The organism is Paenibacillus sp. J22R98 (genome assembly GCF_059383835.1).
On sequence record NZ_JBXENW010000016.1, the window covers coordinates 36,714 to 60,624 of the forward strand.

Genomic DNA, 23,911 nt, shown 5'->3' on the forward strand with positions numbered 1-23,911 from the left:
AGGCAGGTGCAATGAAATCAGTACAGGGAGTTGATCGCGATGGAAGCCGTTAAACGTGAAGCCAGCTATGAAGAGCAATCGGCAAACGCGAAAGGAAATAATCGTGCCAAGGACTTGGCGGTAGTGCCGCGCGGGGAGATCGTGATTCGCGACCTGCAGAAAGTATACGAAACGAAGAAAAGCCAATTCGAAGCACTCAAAAATATCGATATGAGCATCGGCACCAACGAGTTTGTCACCATCGTCGGCCCTTCCGGCTGCGGTAAATCGACGCTGCTTCGTATCGTTGCGGGACTTGATGAGCTGACGGACGGATCCGTTACGCTGGATGGCGAAGAAGTGATCGGACCCGGCGCGGAGCGGGGCATGGTCTTCCAAGGCTACACCTTATTCCCGTGGCTTACCGTGCGTGAGAATATCGAATACGGTCCGAAGCTGAAAGGGATTTCGACGCTGGAGCGCCGGGCGATCAGCAATCATTTTCTGAGAGTCATCAAGCTTGAAGCATTTGCGAGCGCCTATCCGAAGCAGCTCTCCGGCGGAATGAAGCAGCGGGTGGCGATTGCGAGGGCGCTTGCGAATCGTCCGAAGGTGCTGCTCATGGATGAACCGTTCGGCGCGCTGGATGCGCAAACCAAGCTGGAGATGCAGGAGATGCTGCTCGAGGTATGGGAGAAGGAGAAGACGACCGTTCTCTTCATCACGCATGATATCGACGAGGCGATCTTCCTATCGCAGCGCATTGTTGTGATGGGTGCCGGCCCGGGACGCATCCTGAAAACATTCGATGTCGGGCTTCCGGATAAACGGACACCTGAAGTACGCGAGCTGCCGGAGTTTCTGGCACTCAAGCGGGAGCTTGGGCAGTTGTTAAAGCACTAGAAGCAAGGCAATCATGGGCGAGGAGTGATCCGGCATGGTGACGCGTGATTCGAAAGAACCTTCCGCAGAAAGCGGTAAGGTGGAAGGTGCAAACGGTGCTGGCGCGAAGCGCTTCAATAGAAGGCTGCTCGCCGCACTTGGCTTTATCGTCAGAATGATGTTCTTCCGGCATCCCGAAGCTCTTCGTTAGAGCTGCGGGGTGCTTTTTTTCTGTCGCGGGGGGGCTTAGTGGAAGATACCTCCAACAGCGGTGATTCAAGGCTTTTGTCCCTTTTCCACGTGAATAAGAAAATGGGAGGGGATGAATACTATGGTCAGATCGATAATCACCTTATTCAAGGATCCTCTCCTCTTGAACGATAGAAAATTTGTATTTTGCAGTTTGCGTCCAGTCCAATTCAAAACCTTCAAGGAAAGTGGGGCAACTAGAACATGAAAGCAACTGGAATTGTCCGTCGTATCGATGATCTCGGCCGGGTCGTCATCCCTAAGGAAATCCGCCGAACACTGCGCATACGCGAGGGCGACCCGCTGGAAATATTCGTTGATCGCGACGGCGAAGTTATTTTGAAGAAGTATTCCCCTATTGGTGAGCTTGGCGATTTTGCCAAGGAATATGCGGAGTCTTTATCCGAAAGTACGGGCCATATCGCGTTGATCACGGATCGGGATAATATTATTGCGGTCGCGGGAGCATCCAAGAAAGATTATTTGGAGAAGCAGATCGGCGCCATGCTGGAGAGCTGTATGGAGAACCGCAAAGCGATCATCGAATCCGGCGGCTCTTACGAGATCGTCAAAGATATCGGAGAGACCTTCAGTGCTTTCGTGGCCGCTCCAATCGTGGCCGGCGGCGATCCAATCGGTACCGTTGTGCTGCTCAGTAAAGACGAGAATGCCAAAATGGCGCAAATGGAAACCAAAATGGCCGAAACCGCAGCTGGGTTTCTCGCCAAGCAAATGGAGCAATAGCAGCATAGAAGCTTCCTTGAAGAGCATGTCTTCATGGGAGCTTTTTTCTGTAGAGGCCCATTCAGGGGCAGTGGTTTGGGGTATAATGGGAGCAGGAGAAGAGAGTAGGCAGGTGTACAAGTTTTGAAAATAGGGCAAGAGGAGCATGCTGTGACTACGGAAGTTGAGGGGCAGCATGTGGAGATAGGGCATCAAAGCTTAGGGAAAAGCCCCTTGCTGCTTCGCGGTGCGGCGCTCATGGGCGTTGCCATGCTTATTAGCAAGACGCTTGGCACGATGCAGAAAATTCCGCTGCAGAATATAGCCGGGGATCGTGTATTCGGGATTTATAACGCGGTCTATCCCTTGTATCAGCTGCTGCTTGTGATGGTTACGGCGGGATTTCCCGTCGCGGTTTCCCTGCTCGTAGCCGAGCGCGAAGCACGCGGGGATTCAGGCGGCGCTAAGCGTGTACTTACCGCAAGCGCTTGGTTGTTGTTTATGAGCGGCGCGGCGGGATTTGTGTTGCTGTGGCTGGGCGCCGATCGGATCGCCGTCTGGATGGGCGATGAAGCAACGGCTTCCGCGGTGCGAACCGCTTCGTTAGCCCTATGGTTCGCACCGGTCATGGCGGCGCTTCGCGGCTATTATCAAGGGCGGGGGCAGATGCTGCCCTCGGCCGTGTCTCAGCTGTCGGAACAGACGGTCCGCGTGGCGGGGATGCTGCTGCTGCTCGCGATCGGTTGGCACTATAACTGGTCAGATGCTAAGCTTGCCGCTGGCGCAACTGCCGGTTCAGCCATTGGCGGCGTGGCCGGCCTCGCGGTAATCACGGCATTCTGGCTGCGAGAACGAGGCGGGGCGGGGACGCTTCGCCCTGCGTTGGAGGGCGAAAGAGAGAGCCTCGCAGCGCTTATGCGGAATCTGGCGCTGCTCGCGGTTCCCGTCACGCTTGGGGCGCTTGCTGTGCCGGCGCTCGGTGTTGTGGATGCCTTCACCGTTCCGCGGCTGCTTCGCGGAACAGGCGTGTCGCAGGCCGATGCGATGTCGCTCTTCGGCCTGTACAGCCGGGGCCAGCCGCTTGTGCAGCTGGTCGTCATGGTTGCCGGCGCGATGGGTGCCGCGCTTGTGCCCGCGCTGGCGGCCGCACGCGTGCGCGGTGACGAGGCCGCCGTGCGTCAGCAGGCGGCGCTCGTGCTGCGGGCTGCGTGGGGCATCGGCGCAGCTGCGGCTTTAGGGCTCGCGCTGCTGGCCGAGCCCGTCAATGTCATGCTGTACGCGGACGATGCCGGCTCGCGTACGTTTGCCCTTGTCGGGTGCACGGCGCTCGCGGGCACCGTTAGCGCTATCGCGGCTGCCGCGCTGCAGGGGCTGGGGGCCGTTCGTGCCCCTGCGCTGTTCATGCTGGCCGCGGCCGCGCTGAAGGCGGCGTTCAACGCCGCCCTTGTGCCGGCGTACGGCACGGCCGGCGCAGCCTGCGCCGGCATCGCTGCGCTCACGGCGGCCGCCCTGCTCGGCACGGGCGCCGTCCGCCGCGCCGCCGGCGCGGCCATGCCCGCGCGGCAAGCCGCGGGCATCGGACTCGCACTCGCGGTCATGGCCGCGGTGCTCGTCCTGGTCGAGCGCGGCGGTGCCCCGCTGCTCGACCTGGCGCTGCCGCCGAGGGCGGCAGCTTGCGCGCTCGCGCTCGGGGGAACCGCCCTCGGCGGAGCGCTCTTCGCCGCCGCTGTGCTGCGCTTCGGCGGCGTGACCGCGCGCGAGCTGCGCGCGCTTCCGGGCGGCGATGTGCTTGCCGCCCGATTGCAGCGTTGGCGCTTACTGCCCCGCGCCAACTAATCGCTGCCTCGGCGGAATACCTCGCCGACGTTTGCATTCCAAAAGGAGGAACATACATACATGGAACAACCAACAATAACCGTGGTCGGACTGGGCTCCGGCGACGAAGACCAGCTTACACTGGGCGTATGGCGCAGACTGCAGGAGGCGTCCAATCGCTATGTCCGTACGGACAAGCATCCCATGATGAAGCTGTTCAGCGATCATCAGTTAGCTTATGAGTCCTTCGACTTTCTATACGAACAAATGGACTCATTCCCGGACGTATACGAAGCGATCGCGGAGCAGTTAATCGCGAATGCCCGCACGAAAGGCAGTTTAATATTCGCCGTTCCCGGTCATCCGATGGTGGCGGAGCGGACGGTTCAGCTGCTGCGCGAGCACTGCCCGGAGCATGGCATCGAGCTGCGCATTCTTGGCGGCGAGAGCTTCCTCGATCAAGCTTTTACACGGCTGGGATTCGACCCGATCGAAGGGTTCCAGCTGCTTGATGCAGCGGAATTGAAGCCGTCTTTGATCCGCACGGAGCTGCATACCGTAATCGGTCAAGTCTATGACGAATTTACGGCTTCGGATGTGAAGCTGACGCTTATGGAGCTGCTGCCCGATGATTACCCGATCACGATCGGCCATGCGCTTGGCGTTCCCGGCGAGGAGCAAATCATCACCGTTCCGCTCTATGAGCTGGACAGGACGCCGGGCTACGGCAATCTCTCGCTGATTTGGCTGCCGCGTTCCACGGACGATATGCTGCGCAACCGCTCTTTCGAGCGTCTGCACGAAATCGTGGCAATTCTGCGAAGCCCTGAAGGCTGCCCGTGGGATCGGGAACAAACGCATCAATCGATTCGTAAGAACTTCATCGAGGAAACCTATGAAGCAATTGAAGCATTAGATAACGATGATCCGGATGGTATGCGCGAAGAATTCGGCGATGTGATTTTGCAAGTGATGCTGCATAGTCAGATGGAAGAAGAGGTCGGCACGTTCTCCGTCTATGATGTGATCCAATCTCTTAATGAGAAGCTGCTGTTCCGCCATCCGCATGTGTTTGGCGATACGAGTGCCGGTAATTCCGAAGAGGCGCTGCGCAATTGGGAGCAGATGAAAGCCGAGGAGAAGCGCCGTAAAGGCATCGATCCTGCCACAGCCTCGCAGCTGGACGGCATTCCGCCCGATCTGCCGGCACTGATGAAAGCTTACAAGATTCAGAAGAAAGCCGCCAAAGTCGGCTTCGACTGGGATCATATCGGCCCGGCGCTCGATAAGGTTGGCGAGGAGCTTAATGAGCTGCGCGAAGCGATCCAATCGAAGGATGCGGAGGAGCAGGCGGACGAGCTTGGCGATTTGTTGTTCGCGGCGGTTAACGTATCGCGCTTCATCCATGCCGACCCGGAAGAGGCGCTTTCTCGCACCAATTCGAAATTTAAGAAACGATTTTCATATATTGAGGAGCAGCTTCGTATAAGCGGCCGAACCTTTGACCAAACTGATTTAACAGAGATGGATCGTTACTGGGAGGATGCGAAGAAGCTTCCCTAGTAAAAAGGATTGTAGATTCGTCAAAATTCGGCTTATTTCCTCACAAAACGAGAAAATAATTTTCCAATCAGCAGGATTTATTTGCTAATAGGCAGAAGTAGTAGCTGAGGAAACTAAGCTATGCGGCAGTCTAAACACTGCCTACAAGTATATTTGAACTTTTAGGAGGCCATTGAACAATGAACAAAACAGACTTGATCAACAACATCTCGGCAAAAAGCGGTTTGACTAAGCGCGATGTAGAATCCGTATTGAACGGCTTTCTGGGCGAAGTAACAGACGCTCTGGCAGGCGGAGACAAAGTACAATTGATCGGCTTCGGTACATTCGAAACGCGCAAGCGTTCCGGCCGTACAGGTCGCAACCCGCAAACGGGCAACCCGATCACGATTGCAGAATCCAAAGTTCCAGCGTTTAAAGCCGGCAATAAATTGAAAGACGCGATCAAGTAATAATGCGTCTGGATAAATTCCTCAAAGTATCGCGTTTAATCAAGCGGCGTACTGTCGCAAAGGACGTGTCCGAGCAAGGCCGCGTCTGGATTAACGATCGTGAAGCCAAAGCGAGCAGCACCGTCAAAGCCGGCGACGAGCTCAAAATTCAATACGGCCAGAAGATCGTCACCGTCCGCGTCGAGCGGATCTTGGAGACGACCAAGAAGGACGAGGCTAGCGGTATGTATACTTTGTTGAAAGAAGAAGCGCGCCAGCAAGAGAACAAGCTCGACTGGCAAGCATAAGCAGTTTAATAGACAGCCTCTACCGGAGTAATACCCGGCGGAGGCTGTATTTCTTGTGAGTGGAAATCTATTGGCCTCGTAGATGTTAGCTCTAACGAATCGTAGAGGGCTTATTTCAGTAAAATGACCCGCTTTGAAACGATAACAAATCCTACAGCCGCTATTTCTTACTAAACAGTCCATATCCGCTCCATTTTCAAGGAATAAGGCCCTCACGATTCGTTAGATCCGATAAGCAGCTCATTTCCTGCAAATAAGGCTCACACGATTCGTTAGCGCATGCAACCGTGGCAGCAAGCTGTGTCCCGGACGTAGTAATGCCGCCGTATTCCCGCCCCGTCTTGTTCCTTCCTGCCGCGCCCCGCCCCGCACTTCGCGTCTCGACCAGTTCTTCCCGTCGCGCCCGTACTTCCCATCCCTCCTGCTCATTCCTTGTATCACCTACAGCCGTTTCTCCCAATAAATACTGTATCCATATTTTCCCTAAAAGTGCTATAATCTCACAAGCGGTGTTTCTAATGCAGTAGTGAGGTGAACAGAACGATGGCGGCTCATAAAAACTACTTATTCGGTATTCTAGCCGGGCTTGCGCTGCTTTGCATGAATGACCGGATAATCGGTTCCGTCTTTTTAACATTGGCAGAGTCTTCGGGCGTCTACCTGTTCATCCGAGCGGCTATGCGAATCATCAGCGCCATTGGCGGGATTTGCGTGTTGTTTTTCGCTCTCGCTTTACTCGTTCAAGTCATCAAATCTATGATCCTGCAAAAATCGTAACCCCTTATTCTCGCAGTTCTAAAACCTGTCCCTTCCCCATAGGCTAGTCTCAGTGATAGATGTGCTGAAGGAGGGGGACGAGCAATGATCGAGCAAGGAAAGGGTCAGAAGCGCCAGGAAATCAAAATGCTTAACCGCAAGATCCTTGAGATTACCGGCGTTATGAATGTGGAGAGCTTCGACAGTGAAGAGTTTCTGCTGGAGACTGAGCTGGGCTTTCTGGCAATCCGCGGGCAGAACCTGCATATGAAGCATCTCAGTCTGGAGCAGGGACTGGTCGCCATTGAAGGGCTGGTTCATTCGCTCACTTACCTGGATGGCAATACGGGCAGCAAGTCGAAGGGCTTGTTCGGGAAGATATTCAAGTGAGTTTGACCGTTCAGTGGTGGACAATGATAACGATGCTGCTCTCTGGGATCGGGATGGGCGTCGTTTTCGATGGGTATCGTGTCGTATCGGACGAGCTGCGGATCAGCCGGTTATGGATTCCGATTTTCGACTTGCTCTACTGGATTGCGGCTACATTAGTCGTCTTTCAAGTGCTCTCTGCGAGCAATGAAGGCGAAGTGCGGGCATATGTTTTCATCGGGCTGCTGTTCGGCATCGGCTGTTACTACTGGCTCTTTAGCAAAATCACGATGCAGCTGGTGCATATCCTGATCCGCACCGTCCGCGCGGTGACAAGATTCATCATTCGTGCTTTTGATCTATTGATTATTCGTCCTCTGCTGCTGCTCTATCGAATAGGAAAGCTGCTCTTTGCGTTTTTGAGAGCATTTGCTATTTTCCTTTTCAAAATTGTGGTACAATTGGTACGTCCATTTTGGCTTCTGGCTGCATGGATGACCAAACCGATTTGGAGGCCGCTGCTTCGTTCTTGGAAACGTTGGGTAAGTCCAATTATAGCCAAGTGGCGAATCCCGGAACGAGTCCACGCATTTCGTACCGGATTAAACAAGCTATGGCAGCGCTGGAAGAATCGGAAGCAAGAGAAGAAAGACGATTAATCTTACGTCAGGAGGTCCGTGATATGGCGACAACTACAACAAGCTCTCATTCATCCGCTGCGGCGCAGTATGCAGGAACCAAGCGCCGGTTGAAGATCTGGTTTGTATTTATCGCTCTCTTCATGGGCTGGGCGCTATATACGCTGTTCTCTCAGCTTGATCGTCAAGGTCAAGCTGAGATTAAGCTGGCCAATGCCTCCCAGAAAATCGACGAGGCTGCCAAGCAGGTCGAAGAGCTGAAGCTTGAAGTCGCGCGATTGAGCGATAAGGAGTATATCGGACAGCTGGCAACGAAGGAACAAGGCATGGTTCGCAAAGGCGAGAAGCGGATTGAGGTCATTACTCAGCCCTAGATAATTGGTTTGAAGCGACCTATGGTCGATTCAGCATTTATCTAAGAGTGATTGGTTTGGAGAGACCTCCGGTCGAACCAGCATTCATCAAAGATGAGTGGTTTGAAGCAACCTATGGTTGATTCAGGCCGCCTCAACCACCTAAGATGGGCGTAACAACGGGTATCCGTCCTGTTGCCTTGCTTCTCCCATTGGAGTATAATCAGCTTAGTAACCATATTTTTAACGGCTTACCGTAGTCATATCATTATTTTTTTGCTCGCAGCCTCAGGCTGAGAGAACTCGAAGCTAATGGCTTCGCATAACGGTTAGGGAGGAACATTTTTACCTATGGCAATTGAAGTGGGCGCCAAGTTAGAGGGCAAGGTGACAGGCATTACGCATTTCGGAGCATTCGTCGATTTGTCGGGAGGTGTCACAGGGCTAGTTCACATCTCAGAGATTGCCGATAACTACGTCAAAGATGTTAAAGACCATTTGAAACTGGAAGATGTCGTTTCAGTGAAGGTCATTAATGTAGATAAAGACGGGAAAATCGGGCTTTCCATTAAGCAAGCAATCGACCGACCAGAAGGCTCAGCACCTCCTCAGCGTGAACGCAGTGGAGATCGTGGACCAGGCGGCGGCAGCTTCAACCGGACAGGTGCCGGCGGCGGCGGCGGTGGCTTCAATCGTACAGGCGGGCCAGGTGGCGGTGGAGATCGCGGACCAAGCGGTGGCGGCGGTGGTTTTAATCGTCAAGGCGGCGGTGGTGGCGGACGTCCATTCAATAAAGCTGGCGGCGGTAAACCTGCTTACGGCAAACCGTCCTTCGAGGATAAAATGTCACGCTTCCTGAAGGATAGCGAAGAGCGTATGTCTTCGCTGAAGAAGAACACGGAATCCAAACGCGGTGGCCGTGGTGCTAAGCGCGATTAATAGCATTAATAGCATAGTATGAGAATCAGGCAGTGCCCCTTGAGGCACTGCCTTTTTTGCTGTCTTTTTCGGTATAAAGGGGTTGTCAACGGTTTATTATGCAGGGCGAGTACGATTTATACCCGCCCATCTCAAAAACTTTTCTCTTGTTCTCACGCAATCCCGACAGGTTCGGACGGCGATTCGCCACGCGCCGGCTTGGCGGAAGGAACATTTTTTGTTGAAACGGTGGGTGACGGGATGGCGCATAAGTAGGTCGACGCCTTGATAGCGCTAGGATGCCGCAATCCCGACAGAGGGCCGCCCACGACGCGTGAAAATGTCGGAAAAAACTTTTACCATGACAACGCTTTCTGACAAACATTTCTAAAATCGTGATCCTATAATGGGGATACAAATTTTGAATAAGGCGGTGTCATCAAGCATGGTGGACAAACCTAAAGTTGTCATGTTCCCAGGTGTACAGAAAACAAGCTTCGTCCAATCAACCCTTAGGAGAGGAATGGAACGAACCGGCTTGCTTCGCTTGGCAGGGTTGCTGACTTCGCGGAAATGGACGTTTGCGCTGATGGCTGTCGGGTTTCTGCTCGGACGAGCTGTCATCTTGGAGTCGCTGACTCCGTTTGCAGTGGCTTACTTTACAGTCATTTTCTTTCTGCGCCGAGATCTGCTGCTTCCGGTTGCGGCTTCAATAGTTGCAGGCAGCTGGCTCGCGATCGCACCGGAACCGATGTGGATTGCTATGGAGCTGGCCGTCGTTTACTTATTGCTGAGGGGACTTGAAGCATATGAACGAGCGGAACTATCGTATGCGCCTCTGCTCGTATTCCTAGCTACCATGCTGGTCCGATTGTTCGGTGTTGTGACGACGGACACGCTGAGCTGGTATGAGCTGATGATGGTTGGCGTAGAGGCATCACTTGCCTTCGTCCTGACGCTGGTATTCGTCCAAGCGATACCGGTGCTGACGCTGACGAAGAAATCCTCGGCGCTGAAAAACGAGGAGATCATTTGTCTAATGATTATGCTTGCATCCATTATGACTGGGGCTGTTGGCTGGACGATATACGGCATGTCCGTTGAACACATCATGTCGAGGTTTATGCTGCTGCTCTTTGCGCTTGTAGGCGGCGCACCCCTTGGCGCTTCCGTGGGTGTCGTCGCCGGTCTCATTCTCAGTTTGGCCGATACCAATGCGATTGTGCAGATGAGCTTGCTGGCTTTTGCCGGCTTGCTTGCCGGGCTGCTTCGTGAAGGCGGCAAAATGGCCGTAGCCTTCGGCATGCTGCTTGGCGCTTCGATTCTATCCATTTATGTCGGTAATCAGGCAGATGTGATGGCCTCGACGTGGGAGTCGGTCGTTGCAGCCACTATGCTCATGCTTACCCCAAAATCGATTATTCGTATCATCTCTAAATATGTGCCCGGCACGCAGGAACATGTGAAATCGCAGCATGAATATGCAAGGCGCGTCCGAGATGTCACGGCGCAGCGCGTAACCCAGTTCTCCGAAGTGTTTCGCCAGCTTTCCCGCAGTTTTGGGCAGCTTGGCCATGAGGCCACGGAGAAGGAGAGGAGAGAAGAAGCTGCGGGCCATTTCATGAATGCGGCCGCAGAGCGAACATGCAATGCCTGCCACAAGCGGGAGCTTTGCTGGGAGGGGCGATTCTATGATACGTACAAGATGATGACAAGTATGATGACAACCGTAGAAGAAGGGCGCCGTTTGGGGCCGAAGGAGGTGCCGAGGGAGTGGAGCATGCATTGCGTGAAGCCGCATCAAGTGCTTAGCGTTATGCAGCAGCAGCATGAGTTGTATCAGCATGATCGGCATTGGCGAAAGCAGCTGAACGATTCTCGGCAGCTTGTCGCAGAACAGCTGTCCGGCGTTTCTCAAGTCATGGATGACTTGGCGCGCGAAATTCAGCGGGAAGGGCAGCAGCTGCATTTACAGGAAGAACAAATCCGGGAGGCGCTGGAAGGACTCGGTTTATCGATACAAGGCATTGAAATTATTAATTTGGAGGAGGGAAACGTTGAAATTGAGGTGTACCATACGTTTGGCCGCGGCTACGATGAATGCCGCAAAATCATCGCGCCGCTGTTATCCGATATTCTAGGCGAGCCGATTGCCGTTATGTCGGAGACTTACCCGGAGAAGAAGGGAAGTGCTGCGCAGGTTGTTTTCGGGACGGCCAAAGCGTTTGAGATTGAAACGGGTGTCGCCGGACTCGCCAAGGGAGGCGATCTGCTGTCGGGAGACAGCTTTAGTACGGTGGAGCTTGGCAATGGCAAATTTGCCGTCGCGATCAGCGATGGAATGGGAAATGGGGAGCGCGCAAAGCAGGAGAGCAGCACTGCTTTGACGATTTTACAGCAGCTTCTGCAATCCGGGATGGATGAGAAGCTTGCCATCAAGTCGGTTAACTCCATTCTGCTGCTGCGTTCTTCGGATGAGATATTTGCAACCGTCGATGTCGCACTCATCGACATGTACTCCGCGAAGACGACTTTTATGAAAATCGGATCAACGCCCAGCTTCATTAAGCGCGGGAACGAAGTGATTCCGATCACGGCCAACAATTTGCCGGTAGGGATTTTGCAGGACATTGACATAGATCTTATTCGCGTGCAGCTGCAGCCCGGAGATACGCTCATTATGATGACCGACGGCATCTATGACGCGCCGGGGCATGCCGTAAATAAGGAAATGTGGATGAAGCGGGTCATTCAAGAGATTCGATCCGACGATCCGCAGGAAATTGCCGATGGACTGCTGGAAACAGTCGTGCGGTACCACAAAGGCGACATTGTGGATGATATGACGGTTGTCGTCGCGAGAGTAGACAAGCATCAGCCCGAGTGGGCTACATTCCGCTGGCCTGGCGTGACCAAGGTCGAGCGACCAAGGACGGTGAGCTAACCATGTACATGAGATGGATCCAGCAACTACTCCAAAGGCGCAAGCAGCGGAAACGCATACGGCACCCTTCTTTAATGAAGCGTGCACCGGCAATTATTAATGATCAATAAGCGGTCGGAATAGATAGATGGATTGTCATCACTAGAATAACAGACATCAGCCTGTGCGGGCTGCACTCCGCCAATCTGGTAGAGCCAGGTTGAGCAATATAGGGACGGTGAGCCGATTTGATGAACAACATACGAAACGGACAATTTAACCGAGGGCGGCAACAGCAGGAGCGAGTACGGGCATTGAGGCAGCATAAGCGTGGAACGGCGATTATTAAAGATCCATAGCTATTTAAATAGAAGATGGAAGAAGCCTGTCCGGCCGGCAGGCTTCTTTTTGCGTTTAAACCGAGGACTGGAATGTCCCTCTGGGCCTAGCGACTCAATAAAACAGGGTTATCCCCTCTCAAATATGGCAATGCTGATAGAGCTGGTACTAGGGATGAAGCCTGTTTGGACGATAGGTACAGGTTGGTTGCATCCGGCAGTAGATTCCAAGGTTTTGGGGGAATGACGATGAGGCAGATTCTATTAGTAACGGATGGCTGTTCCAATGTTGGCGTAAGCCCGGTTATTGCGGCTGCGCAGGCGCACGCAGTGGGGATCACAGTGAATGTTGTCGGCGTTGTGGATCAAGGCGATCTCGCCGAATTTGGCACGAACGAAATTGAAGAGATTGCCCGGGCGGGCGGTGGTCTGAGCCGATTATCGCATACACGGCAGCTCTCGCAGACGGTTCAAATGCTGACGCGCAAGACCGTCGTACAGACGATTCAGCAGGCCGTTCAACGGGAGCTGAAGCAGGTGCTTGGCACGTCTTCTATCGAGGAGCTTCCGCCGGAGAAGCGGGGAGAAGTCGTACGCGTCATCGACGAGCTGAGTGAAACGAGCAAGCTGCGCGTTGCGCTGTTAATTGACGCCAGCGCCAGCATGAAACCGAAGCTGCACGCGGTTGAAGAGGCGATTCGCGATCTGGCTATCAGCTTACAATCGAGACAGGGGGGCAGCGAGATTGCCGTGTTTCATTTTCCCGGCTCCGCCTATGGTGAGGACTGCAAGCTTGATCTGGATTGGACGAGCAATATAAACGGCGTTCATTCTTTATTCCCGCGGCTGCAGATGAGAGGGACGACACCAACAGGTCCCGCGATCGTGCATGTCATTGATTTTTATCAAAAAGCCGATTATGGTAGTAGGAAGAATGATGAAACGGACGGGATGATGAGTGACTACGTCGTTTGAATGGACACTTCCGCGCGGCACAATCATTCGCGGCAAGTGGAAGCAGGGCAGTTATCGCGTGGAACGGCTGCTCGGTGAAGGAGCCAATGGCAAAGTATTTCTGGTCGAGCGGCAGCGTGAGCTGTTCGCGCTTAAGATCGGTTCGGATACGGTAGATTTGCAATCGGAAGTCAATGTCTTGCAAACGATCGCGAAGCAGAAACAAAAGCGCGGCGCTAAGGGAGGTCTCTTCCTTGTCGATGTGGATGATTTCCGCGGAGCCGATGGCAAGGAACATCCTTTCTATGTCATGCGATATATTAAAGGGATGACGCTTGCCGATTATTTGGGTAAACAAGGGAAGGAATGGTTTCCTGTTGTTGCCTTCAATCTGCTTGGCCGAATCGCAGAGCTGAATGAAGCGGGCTGGACGTTCGGGGACTTGAAGGTGGAGAACGTCCTTGTCGGCGATTATGGTCGGCCGGAGCTCGTGGACTACGGCGGCGCTACTGCTTATGGCAAAGGCGTACGGCAGTTTACGGAGATTTACGACCGGGGTTACTGGAATGCGGGGACGCGTACGGCAGATGCAAAGTATGATTTGTTCTCGTTTGCGGTGCTTTGCATTCAGCTGCATGAAAGCCGCCGGCTTGCGCAGCTATCTGCCGGCCTGCTGCCGCAAACGCGAACGCCGGACGAGCTGGCGAAGCTCGCTGCGACCAGCGCCGTGTTGAAGCCGCTCAGCAGTTGGCTGCGCAAGGCGCTCTACGGGGAATTTGCCAGCGCCCGCGAAGCGGCTGCAGCATGGCAGCAGTGGATGCATCGCTCAGGGGCAGCCAATTCGGTGTCCGCGCTGGCGCCTCGCTGGATGAAAGGGCTGTTCGCCGCTTCGGCCGCTGTGCTGGCAACTACGATTTATTGGCTGCTGCGCGGCGCATCATAAGAATCACAATCGAGCAACATGGGGAGGATGAGGGAAGTGGAGGATTGGCTGAGCGAGCTGTCCGGACTGGCCCGGGAAGAGCAGCTGTGGCTGCCGGGGGAGACGGTCGTCGTCGCGGTATCCGGCGGACCGGATTCCATGGCTTTACTCCATGCGCTTCACCGACTGTCCGAACAAGAGCGGCTTACTTTGGTTGCCGCTCACGTGGACCATGGCTTTCGCGGCGAGGAATCGGCGCGGGAAGCAGAATCCGTGAGACAATACGCAGCGCTGCTCGGCATTCCTTGCGAAACGGCGCTTTTTAATTTGCCTGTTTATATAGAAGAAACAAGAATGAATGCGCAGGCGGCGGCCCGCGAGAAGCGGTACGCATTCTTGCATCAAGTCGCTCATACATACGGCGCCGCGCGCATTGCGCTCGCCCACCATGCGGATGATCAAGCCGAAACGGTGCTGATGCGAGTGGTTCGCGGAACCGGGCCCGGTGGGCTCGCAGGAATTGCAATTCGGCGAAAAGAAAAAAACGTGGAACTTATTCGGCCGCTTTTGCGTACATACAAGGCAGACATCCTGCGTTACTGTGAACAGTGGGCGATCCCGTTCAGTCAAGATAGCAGCAATGGGCAGAAGTATTATTTTCGCAACGTGGTCCGCTTGGACGTTCTGCCTTACTTGGCGTCGTTTAACCCGCAGTTTTCCCAGTCGCTTGTCCGATTGGCGGAGCTTGCATCGGCTGAAGACGATTGGCTGGAGCAAGAAACTAAGGCAATTTTTGAGCGCCATATCGCGCCTCACAGCGAAGGATGCCAATTGACCCGCAAAGCGCTGCTTGGCCTGCATGTCGCTTTACAAAGGAGATTGATTAAACTAATATTGAGTTATATTGGCTTGGAAACGGAAACCACTTCATTTGAAAGCATAGAAACGATAAGGATTGCGGCCTCTGATGGCGCAGCCACAACGTGGAGCTTCGATGTTGGCAGCGGTGTTCGATTTCTGCGTGAGTACGACAATTTAGTGTTCACCTATGCGAATAAGGGGAGAATGGCTCCCGAGCGCAGCGGATATGCTTATGTTGTAACCCAAGATACGGTACGCCTGGCTTTGCCGATGGCGGAAGCGGAATTGTCGCTTGAGGAATGGGCCGAGGTTGATGCGCCCAGACCCCATAATCGACATGAAGCGCTGTTTGATGCCGACGCCTTGGAATTCCCGCTCACGGTTCGAAATCGCCGTCCAGGTGACCGAATGCAAGTGCTTGGTTTAAATGGTACCAAAAAGGTACAAGATATGTTCGTTGATGAACGCGTCGCACCCTCACGTCGTGAGGTGATGCCGATCGTTGTCGACGCTAACGGAACCGTGCTTTGGATCCCGGGCATTCGAAGATCAAGACATGCTCAGGTGATGGAAACGACAAGCCGTGTTATCAGAATGATGATGCGGGTAAACCTTGATGCTTCCGCACTGAACCAACTTGAATAAGATGCACTGATCCATTCATAGTATAGGCAAGAACCATTTAGGAGGGCCCGTGTTGCTGAACGACATTCAAGAAGTACTTTACGACGCAGACCAAATTCAGCAGAAAGTAAAAGAGCTGGGCGATACCATTAGCCGCGAATTCGAGGGGCGTAATCCACTCGTCATCTGCGTACTTAAAGGCGCTTTTATTTTTATGGCTGACTTGGTTAAGACCATCACGATCCCGGTTGAGCTTGATTTTATGGCGGTTTCCAGCTATGGACAATCGACCAAAACAAGCGGTGTAGTGAAAATTATCAAGGACCTTGACACGTCGGTGCAAGGCCGAGACGTACTCATTGTTGAAGATATTATCGACAGTGGGCTAACGCTCAGCTATCTCATCGATGTGCTGGAGCGCCGCAACGCCAAGTCCATCACGCTTGTTACGCTGTTTGATAAGCCGACAGGCCGCAAGGTGGAATTGGAAGCGGACTATAAAGGATTTGTACTGCCGGATGCATTTGTGGTCGGGTACGGGCTTGATTATGCGGAGAAGTACCGCAACTTGCCGATTATCGGCATTTTGAAGCCTGAGGTTTACGAGAAGTAAGGGTTAAGACAGTCCATGCATTCAGCCATGTATCGAAAGCTCCCGCACACGGGGGCTTATCGTGCAAGGTCATCTTATTTTTTGCGTCTTGAGAGGAGGTAGGGGATGAATCGGATCATCCGCAATACTGGCTTTTATTTGATTATTTTTTTGGTGACCGTCGGGATCTTCCAATTTATCAGCAGCCAAAATGACTCCACCACTGAAATCCGTTACGATCAATTTAGGCAGGAGCTGGGCAGTGACAACGTGAAGCAAGTTGAGCTTCAGTTCGACGGCTACTCTTACCTAATTACCGGTGAGTACAAGAACAAACCGGAAAGTTCGGATTCAGCCCAATTCTACACTCATGCCAGCGTTGAGGAATTTGTCGTTAAAGAAATTACCGACGCGCAGCTAAAAAACAAATTCGCAATGGAAGTAAAGCCGATGGAAGGACAGAGCATCTGGCTCACCTTCTTGACCTCCATCATTCCATTCGTGATCATCTTTATTTTGTTCTTCTTCCTGATCAATCAGGCGCAAGGCGGCGGCGGCAAAGTGATGAACTTTGGCAAGAGCCGTGCCAGATTGTACAACGAAGAGAAGAAACGCGTAACGTTCGAGGACGTGGCAGGCGCCGACGAGGAGAAGCAAGAGCTCGTCGAGGTTGTCGAGTTCTTGAAGGATCCGCGTAAATTCGCAGCCGTAGGCGCTCGTATTCCGAAAGGGGTACTGCTAGTGGGCCCTCCGGGTACTGGTAAAACGTTGCTTGCTCGTGCCGTTGCAGGCGAAGCAGGCGTACCGTTCTTCAGTATCTCCGGTTCGGACTTCGTTGAAATGTTCGTCGGTGTCGGTGCTTCCCGTGTTCGTGACTTGTTCGAGAACGCGAAGAAGAACGCGCCTTGTATCATCTTTATCGATGAAATCGATGCCGTTGGACGTCAGCGCGGCGCCGGTCTCGGCGGTGGACATGATGAGCGCGAACAAACGCTCAATCAGCTCCTCGTTGAAATGGACGGTTTCGGCGCTAACGAAGGTATTATTATCGTGGCGGCAACCAACCGTCCGGATATTCTCGACCCTGCCCTTCTTCGTCCAGGTCGTTTCGACCGTCAAATTACGGTTGACCGTCCGGATGTGAAAGGCCGCGAAGCTGTACTGAAAGTGCATGCACGCAATAAGCCGCTTAACAAAGACGTTAAACTCGATGTTATCGCGAAGCGGACAACAGGCTTTACCGGTGCGGATCTGGAGAACCTGCTTAACGAAGCAGCCCTTCTTGCCGCTCGCCGCAACAAGAAAGAAATCGCAATGAACGAAGTGGACGAAGCGATTGACCGCGTTATCGTCGGTACAGAGAAACGCAGCCGCGTGATCAGCGACCGCGAGAAACGGATCGTTGCGTATCATGAAGCGGGCCATACGATTGCCGGCTACTTCCTCGAGCATGCGGATCAGGTTCACAAAGTAACGATTATCCCGCGCGGACGCGCAGGCGGCTACGTCATCATGCTTCCTAAAGATGGCGACCGCATGCTGACGACGAAGCAGGAATTGCTCGATAAAGTAACAGGATTGCTCGCCGGCCGCGTAGCGGAAGAGATCTATATCGGCGAAATCGGCACTGGCGCTTACAGCGACTTCAAATCAGCGACGAGCATTGTTCGTGCGATGATTATGGAGTACGGGATGAGCGACAAGCTTGGACCGATGCAGTTCGGCAGCAGCTCGCAAGGCCAAGTTTTCTTGGGCCGTGACATTGGACATGAGCAGAACTACTCCGATGCCATCGCTTATGAAATTGACCAAGAGATGCAGAGCTTCATTCAAGACTGCTATGCTCGTGCGAAACAGCTTCTTACGGAGAAGAGCAAAGAAATGCATCTTATTGCACAAACGCTCCTTACCGAAGAAACGTTGGAGATTGAGCAAATCAAACGTCTGATCGAGGGCGGAGCTACAGAAGGCGGCGCGAGCGAAGGCGGTTCAAACATCGTTTCCGCTGAGCCTAAAGCAGAGCCGATTATCGATACGATTGGCGGCGTGAAGGTTCGTATCGGTTCGAAGGAGCCAGGCGAATTGACACCTCCAATTGACCCGGACAACAGAGAAAACGACGACGACGACGGTACACCGAAGTCCTAAAGAATAGAAGTTGATAGTCCTCAAAGGCTGTCCGATCGCAGGCGACTGCGCGGGCAGCCTTTTTTGCGGGCAGACGCTTTAACGCTATAGTGGGAGGACGGGTAAGCTAGTGGGCTTAGTAACTTCCTTACATGCGAAAACCTTCCTTAGATCGGCTAAAACGGCCTCTTTTGTCTGTTGACAGCGTACACTACCTTGTGTAAATTTAAGGTTAATCCCTTGTAAAGGCTCTTGCGAATCAAGCGGCTTGCGACATGGGCATGATAAGGATTATGAATCACACAGCGGAATAACAGCATTTTCGATAAATAAGGGTGAACGAATAGCCAAGTTTGTGCATCAGTTCACAAAGTTAGTGAAAAGAGGGGAATTTAGCTATGGAAGCATTGGCTCTCGAAAGGAAAGCGGAACAAAACCGCGAATTACGGGAACGATTGTTGCAATTGAAGAAGGAACGTAACGCCATTATACTTGCGCATTATTATCAGCGTGATGAAATTCAAGAGGTGGCGGATTTCCGCGGAGACTCCTTCCTGCTTGCGCAGAAGGCAGCGGAAACGGATGCAGATGTAATCGTATTCTGCGGGGTTCATTTCATGGGCGAAAGCGCTAAGATTCTGGCACCGAACAAAACGGTTATCATCCCCGACGAGCGTGCCGGCTGTCCGATGGCCGACATGGTCAACGTTGATGGCTTGCGGAAGCTGAAAGCTCAGCATCCGAATGCGAAAGTAGTCACTTACATTAACTCCTCCGCGGAAATCAAAGCGGAAACCGATATTTGCTGTACGTCCGCTAATGCCGTGCGTGTCGTGAATTCGGTCGATTCCGACGAAATTATTTGGGTACCGGATAAGAATCTGGGACATTACGTGCAGCAAAAGACTGACAAAAAAATGATTATCTGGGAAGGCTACTGCAACACGCATGACATGCTGACCGTCAAAGATGTAGAAGAAATGAAAGCGAAATATCCGAATGCTCAGTTCGTGGTTCACCCGGAATGCCGCCCTGAGGTGGTAGCATTAGGCGATTTCGTGGGCAGTACAACGGCTATTATAAAATATTGTAAAGAATCAGATTGCCAAGAGTTTATCGTCGGCACAGAAGATGGAACCGGGTATCAGCTTCGTCTGGACAGCCCGAACAAGACCTTCCACTTTGCAACGAAATACTTGGTTTGTCCGAACATGAAAGTAAACAACCTGAAGAAGCTTGTTAAATGTCTGGAAACGATGCAGCCGCAAATTTACGTTCCGGAGCAGGTTGCCAATCAAGCCCGTCTATCCCTGGAGCGCATGTTACAAGTGAAGTAGCATGCGCTACTCTCTTTCCATGAGAAAGGAAAGTTGCACTTATGATCCCACGTTATCTCGTAGATGTTGAACTCGAAGGGCTTCCAGTCATTCATAAAGATGTCATTGTGATCGGGGCCGGCATTGCCGGTCTTTTTACCGCGATTAAAGCCAGTGAAACGAATGATGTGCTCATGATTACGAAGAAGTCGCTTATGGACAGCAATACGCGTTACGCCCAAGGCGGCATTGCAGCAGTTATATCCGAGGACGACTCCCCGGCTTATCATCGTCAGGATACGCTTGTTGCCGGCGCCGGGCTTTGTTCGCACGAAGCCGTCGATGTCCTCGTACATGAAGGGACAAAGGGCGTAGAGGACCTGGTCCGCATGGGTACGCAGTTTGACCAAGAGAACGGCGAGTTTGCACTCACCAAGGAGGGTGCGCACAGTCAGCGTCGTATTTTGCATGCAAACGGAGATGCGACCGGTTTCGAAATCGTTCGTGCGTTGTCGGAGAAAGCGATTGCGAATCCGCGAATTGAGGTTTGGGATGATCATTTCGTCATCGATCTGATTACAGATGACGGTGTTTGCGTGGGTGCGCTGGTGCAGAAGCCGGATGGACAGCGATTGTTCGTACGCGGCAAAGCAACAATTCTTTGCTCCGGCGGAGCAGGGCAGCTGTACCGCTACACGACGAATCCTGAAGTGGCTACCGGAGACGGAATCGCAATGGCCTACCGTGCGGGAGCTTACATACAAGATGTGGAGTTTATTCAATTTCATCCAACCTCGCTTTGTTACCCGGGCGCGCCTCGTTTCCTGATCTCGGAAGCGGTGCGTGGTGAAGGCGCGGTGCTCCGCAATATTCGCGGTGAGCGGTTTATGCACAAATACCACGAGCAGCTTGAGCTCGCTCCGCGCGATGTCGTTGCGCGGGCAATTGTGAGCGAGATGGAAGCGACCAAATCGACTTTTGTTTATATTGATGTGACCCATGAATCCGCCGATATGGTGAGACACCGGTTTCCGAACATTTATGAGTTCTGTTTGAATTTCGGACTCGATTTGACGACGGATTGGATTCCCGTAGCTCCTGCGGCGCATTATATGATGGGCGGAGTTAAAACCGACTTGCACGGCGAAACCAACTTGCGGCGGTTATTTGCTTGCGGCGAATGCTCGTCGACCGGCGTGCATGGCGCGAATCGGTTAGCCAGCAACTCGTTATCCGAGGCTATTGTATTCGGACGTCGGATTGTGGAACGCATCAATGCGCTGCCTCCGCTTGAAGGTCATATAGAAGTTCACATGGATTCGCTGAAGCGGAGCGAAGCGCCGATTCAAGCGGTGGTCGAGAAACGGCTCAAGCTGCAGAAGACGATGGTGCGTTATGTCGGGCTGAATCGTGATGCTAACGGGTTGAACAAAGGGCTTGAAGAGCTGAAACGGCTGCGTTCGATTTTTCAATCGGTCATTACGAAACGAGAAGAATATGAGTTTGCGAATCTGCTGACCTGCGCGATGCTCACGGCAGAGTCTGCCCTGGCACGTGAAGAAAGCCGCGGCGCGCATAGTCGGGAAGATTTTCCGGAGCGAAATGATCTGCTCTGGCGCAAGCATACCGTCCTCCATCGGGAGTTCGGGATAGCAGAGGAGCGAATTGAGGATGTATGAAGCACAATTTGCAGCGGCGTTCGGGCACAGTGCGGCTGATACGCTGCGGGCCCAAATAAAGGCGTGGCTTGCTGAAGATATTGGATCAGGTGATATTACAAGCTGGGCGACGATTCCTGCGGGAACGCGCTCGAAGGCCGTCATTCATGTGAAAGAAGATGGGATACTGGCAGGTGTGCCGATTGCCGGGCTTGTTTTCGAGGTGGTCGACCCATCGCTGGAATTTCGTCCACTGGCTGCTGACGGTGATGCCGTCACTAAGGGTACTGTACTGGCTGAAGTCGAAGGCAGCACGCATAGTATTCTGACTGGTGAGCGCCTGGCACTGAATCTCATGCAGCGGTTGTCCGGCATTGCAACCAAAACCCGTGCTTTTGTCCAAGCCATCGAAGGGCTTCCTACACGTCTGGTTGATACGCGCAAAACAACGCCGGGTCACCGGATGCTTGAGAAGTACGCGGTTCGAGTAGGCGGCGGATTTAACCATCGTTTCGGGTTATACGACGCCGTTATGATCAAGGATAATCACATCAAAGGCTCCGGTGGAATAACAGGTGCCGTTAAGGCCGCTCGCCATGTGATTCCTCATACGATGAAAATCGAAGTTGAGACGGAATCACTCGCTCAAGTGGAGGAAGCACTCGCATGCGGCAGCGATATTATTATGCTCGACAACATGCCGAATGACCTTATGCGTGAAGCCGTGGCGCGGATCAAAGCAAGCTCGCCTCATGTGATTGTTGAAGCATCCGGCGGTGTGAATTTGACGACCATTCGTAGTATCGCGGAAACCGGGGTGGATGTCATTTCCGTGGGTGGGCTGACGTATTCATTCCAATCGCTCGACATTAGTTTGGATTTGAATGGGAAGAAAGGAGGCCCAGCAGCATGATCGTCGTTGTGGACGTAGGCAATACGAACATCGTGCTGGGTATCTACCAAGCCCGCAAGCTGCTGTACCATTGGCGCCTGAGCACCAATCGTTCGGCAACTGTGGATGAGTATGGAATCATGATTCACAATTTGTTTCAAATCGCAGGAGTAAAGCTAGACCTGATCGAGGGCGTTATTATTTCCTCTGTTGTGCCGCCGCTTATGCGTACGTTAGAGCAGCTTTGCCAGAAATACATGCGCCAATCTCCGCTTATTGTTGGGCCAGGCATCAAGACCGGACTAAACATTCGTTATGAGAATCCGCGTGAGGTCGGCGCGGACCGCATCGTTAACTCCATTGCAGGCATCGAGAAATATGGCGCGCCGCTGATCGTTGTCGATTTCGGCACCGCTACGACTTTTGATTATATTGACGCGGGCAACAACTATTTGGGCGGAGCGATCGTACCGGGTATCGGCATTTCAACCGAAGCGTTGTACCAGCGTGCCGCTAAACTGCCCCGTATTGAACTGGTGAAACCGAAGAGTGTGATCGGACGCAACCCGGTTACGTCGATGCAAGCAGGTATTATTTTCGGCTATGCCGGCCAGGTGGACGGAATCGTGAATCGGATTCGCAAAGAATTCAGCGTAACGCCGCGTGTTATTGCAACTGGCGGGCTGGCGGACTTAATTGCCGCCGAATCGGAAACCATTGAAGAAGTGGACCCTTTGCTGACCCTTGAAGGTTTACGGATTATTTACGAACGAAACCAAGAATAAACGAGGTATCATAGACATGAGTGAAGAACATAAAGATTATTTAGTACGCGGTACCGCATGGAACGGACAGCTTCGCGTATTTGCCGTGAAGACAACCGGGCTGGTAGAAGAGCTGCGTAAACGGCATAATACAATGCCGACCACAACGGCTGCGCTTGGACGCACGGCTACGGCAGGTGCCATGATGGGTGCGATGCTCAAAGGAAATGAGAAGCTGACGATTCAAGTCAAAGGTGACGGACCTGTCGGCCAAATCGTCGTCGATGCCAATGCCAATGGCGAAGTTCGCGGCTATGTAGATAACCCGGATGTGCAGCTGCCAAGTAACGCGCTTGGAAAGCTGGATGTGGCTGGTGCAGTAGGACGTACGGGTTACATCCACATTATTAAAGATCTGGGGCTGAAGGAACCGTACCGCGGAAGCATTCCGATCGTATCAGGTGAGCTCGCGGAGGACTTCACGTACTACTTCGCTACTTCTGAGCAAACACCGTCTGTTGTTGGCCTTAGTGTCCTTGTCGATGAATATGGCACGGTTATGAATGCCGGAGGTTTCATTGTACAAGTGCTCCCGGGTATCACCGAAGAGAACATTACGAAGCTTGAACAGGCTATTGCTGCACTGCCGCCGATTTCCTCACTGTTTGAACAAGGGGAAACGCCGGAAAGTCTCCTTCGCTGGGTCGTAGGTGACGAAATCCAGCTGATGGACAATGTTGACGTCGTCTTTCAATGCCAATGCTCCATGGAACGTGTAGAACGTACGCTCATCAGTATGGGTGAGCATGAGTTGAAACAGTTAATTGATGAAGACGGACAAGCTGAAGTCGTGTGCCATTTCTGCAACGAGATCTACACATTTGACCGCCAGCAGCTTGAGATGCTGCTCGATCAGGCTAAGCCGAAACCGATTCAATAATCGGAGGCCAAGCGAT

Annotated in this window: 23 protein-coding genes; all 23 read left to right on the top strand. The window is 53.0% G+C overall.

Annotated features, from left to right (window positions below; all coding sequences use genetic code 11):
- The first annotated feature begins 39 nt into the window (after positions 1-39).
- Positions 40-882: an ABC transporter ATP-binding protein gene (locus tag AC50Y3_RS28685; RefSeq protein WP_494822123.1), complete on the top strand. Its 843-nt coding sequence runs from the start codon at positions 40-42 to the stop codon at positions 880-882.
- Between the two features lie 34 nt (positions 883-916).
- Complete coding sequence (locus AC50Y3_RS28690; RefSeq protein ID WP_494822124.1) at positions 917-1,072, top strand: hypothetical protein; 156 nt, start codon at positions 917-919, stop codon at positions 1,070-1,072.
- A 242-nt stretch (positions 1,073-1,314) separates the two neighbouring features.
- Positions 1,315-1,854: a stage V sporulation protein T gene (gene spoVT, locus AC50Y3_RS28695; RefSeq protein WP_494822125.1), complete on the top strand. Its 540-nt coding sequence runs from the start codon at positions 1,315-1,317 to the stop codon at positions 1,852-1,854.
- Between the two features lie 150 nt (positions 1,855-2,004).
- On the top strand, positions 2,005-3,669 hold the full coding sequence (locus tag AC50Y3_RS28700) for an oligosaccharide flippase family protein (protein WP_494822126.1): 1,665 nt from the start codon (positions 2,005-2,007) through the stop codon (positions 3,667-3,669).
- Positions 3,670-3,729: 60 nt separating this feature from the next.
- Entirely contained in the window at positions 3,730-5,211 is a 1,482-nt protein-coding gene (gene yabN / locus AC50Y3_RS28705) for a bifunctional methyltransferase/pyrophosphohydrolase YabN (RefSeq protein WP_494822127.1), read from the top strand.
- A gap of 179 nt (positions 5,212-5,390) precedes the next feature.
- Positions 5,391-5,663: an HU family DNA-binding protein gene (locus AC50Y3_RS28710; protein WP_090985878.1), complete on the top strand. Its 273-nt coding sequence runs from the start codon at positions 5,391-5,393 to the stop codon at positions 5,661-5,663.
- Between the two features lie 2 nt (positions 5,664-5,665).
- Positions 5,666-5,950, top strand: coding sequence for an RNA-binding S4 domain-containing protein (locus AC50Y3_RS28715; protein WP_090985876.1), 285 nt, complete (start codon positions 5,666-5,668; stop codon positions 5,948-5,950).
- 543 nt (positions 5,951-6,493) lie between these two features.
- Positions 6,494-6,727 carry a hypothetical protein gene (locus AC50Y3_RS28720; RefSeq protein ID WP_494822128.1) on the top strand — a complete coding sequence of 78 codons (234 nt, stop codon included), beginning with the start codon at positions 6,494-6,496 and terminating at the stop codon, positions 6,725-6,727.
- Positions 6,728-6,811: 84 nt separating this feature from the next.
- Positions 6,812-7,096: a sporulation protein YabP gene (yabP, locus tag AC50Y3_RS28725; protein WP_494822129.1), complete on the top strand. Its 285-nt coding sequence runs from the start codon at positions 6,812-6,814 to the stop codon at positions 7,094-7,096.
- On the top strand, positions 7,093-7,734 hold the full coding sequence (gene yabQ / locus AC50Y3_RS28730; protein ID WP_494822130.1) for a spore cortex biosynthesis protein YabQ: 642 nt from the start codon (positions 7,093-7,095) through the stop codon (positions 7,732-7,734). Before yabP ends, yabQ begins: the two co-directional genes overlap by 4 nt.
- Before the next feature lie 23 nt (positions 7,735-7,757).
- Positions 7,758-8,087, top strand: a complete 330-nt coding sequence (locus tag AC50Y3_RS28735; protein WP_494822131.1) for an FtsB family cell division protein — start codon at positions 7,758-7,760, stop codon at positions 8,085-8,087.
- 330 nt (positions 8,088-8,417) lie between these two features.
- The gene (locus tag AC50Y3_RS28740; protein WP_494822132.1) at positions 8,418-9,005 is read left to right on the top strand and encodes a S1 domain-containing RNA-binding protein; all 588 of its coding nucleotides are present in this window, start codon (positions 8,418-8,420) and stop codon (positions 9,003-9,005) included.
- Between the two features lie 424 nt (positions 9,006-9,429).
- Positions 9,430-11,928, top strand: a complete 2,499-nt coding sequence (gene spoIIE / locus AC50Y3_RS28745; RefSeq protein WP_494822133.1) for a stage II sporulation protein E — start codon at positions 9,430-9,432, stop codon at positions 11,926-11,928.
- Positions 11,929-12,494: 566 nt separating this feature from the next.
- A complete protein-coding gene (locus tag AC50Y3_RS28750; protein ID WP_494822134.1) occupies positions 12,495-13,220 on the top strand; it encodes a vWA domain-containing protein in 726 nt (241 codons plus the stop codon).
- On the top strand, positions 13,204-14,142 hold the full coding sequence (locus AC50Y3_RS28755; protein ID WP_494822135.1) for a protein kinase domain-containing protein: 939 nt from the start codon (positions 13,204-13,206) through the stop codon (positions 14,140-14,142). Before AC50Y3_RS28750 ends, AC50Y3_RS28755 begins: the two co-directional genes overlap by 17 nt.
- A 36-nt stretch (positions 14,143-14,178) precedes the next feature.
- Positions 14,179-15,627 carry a tRNA lysidine(34) synthetase TilS gene (gene tilS, locus AC50Y3_RS28760; protein WP_494822136.1) on the top strand — a complete coding sequence of 483 codons (1,449 nt, stop codon included), beginning with the start codon at positions 14,179-14,181 and terminating at the stop codon, positions 15,625-15,627.
- Positions 15,628-15,679: 52 nt separating this feature from the next.
- Positions 15,680-16,219: a hypoxanthine phosphoribosyltransferase gene (gene hpt / locus AC50Y3_RS28765; protein ID WP_210664337.1), complete on the top strand. Its 540-nt coding sequence runs from the start codon at positions 15,680-15,682 to the stop codon at positions 16,217-16,219.
- A 105-nt stretch (positions 16,220-16,324) separates the two neighbouring features.
- The gene (gene ftsH, locus AC50Y3_RS28770) at positions 16,325-18,346 is read left to right on the top strand and encodes an ATP-dependent zinc metalloprotease FtsH (protein ID WP_494822137.1); all 2,022 of its coding nucleotides are present in this window, start codon (positions 16,325-16,327) and stop codon (positions 18,344-18,346) included.
- Between the two features lie 377 nt (positions 18,347-18,723).
- Complete coding sequence (nadA, locus tag AC50Y3_RS28775) at positions 18,724-19,662, top strand: quinolinate synthase NadA (RefSeq protein WP_091225489.1); 939 nt, start codon at positions 18,724-18,726, stop codon at positions 19,660-19,662.
- A gap of 41 nt (positions 19,663-19,703) precedes the next feature.
- Entirely contained in the window at positions 19,704-21,320 is a 1,617-nt protein-coding gene (nadB, locus tag AC50Y3_RS28780) for an L-aspartate oxidase (protein WP_494822138.1), read from the top strand.
- Positions 21,313-22,212 carry a carboxylating nicotinate-nucleotide diphosphorylase gene (nadC, locus tag AC50Y3_RS28785; RefSeq protein WP_494822139.1) on the top strand — a complete coding sequence of 300 codons (900 nt, stop codon included), beginning with the start codon at positions 21,313-21,315 and terminating at the stop codon, positions 22,210-22,212. The genes nadB and nadC overlap by 8 nt, the downstream gene beginning before the upstream one ends.
- Complete coding sequence (locus AC50Y3_RS28790) at positions 22,209-22,976, top strand: type III pantothenate kinase (protein WP_494822140.1); 768 nt, start codon at positions 22,209-22,211, stop codon at positions 22,974-22,976. Before nadC ends, AC50Y3_RS28790 begins: the two co-directional genes overlap by 4 nt.
- Before the next feature lie 16 nt (positions 22,977-22,992).
- On the top strand, positions 22,993-23,895 hold the full coding sequence (gene hslO / locus AC50Y3_RS28795) for an Hsp33 family molecular chaperone HslO (RefSeq protein ID WP_494822141.1): 903 nt from the start codon (positions 22,993-22,995) through the stop codon (positions 23,893-23,895).
- Positions 23,896-23,911: the final 16 nt, after the last annotated feature.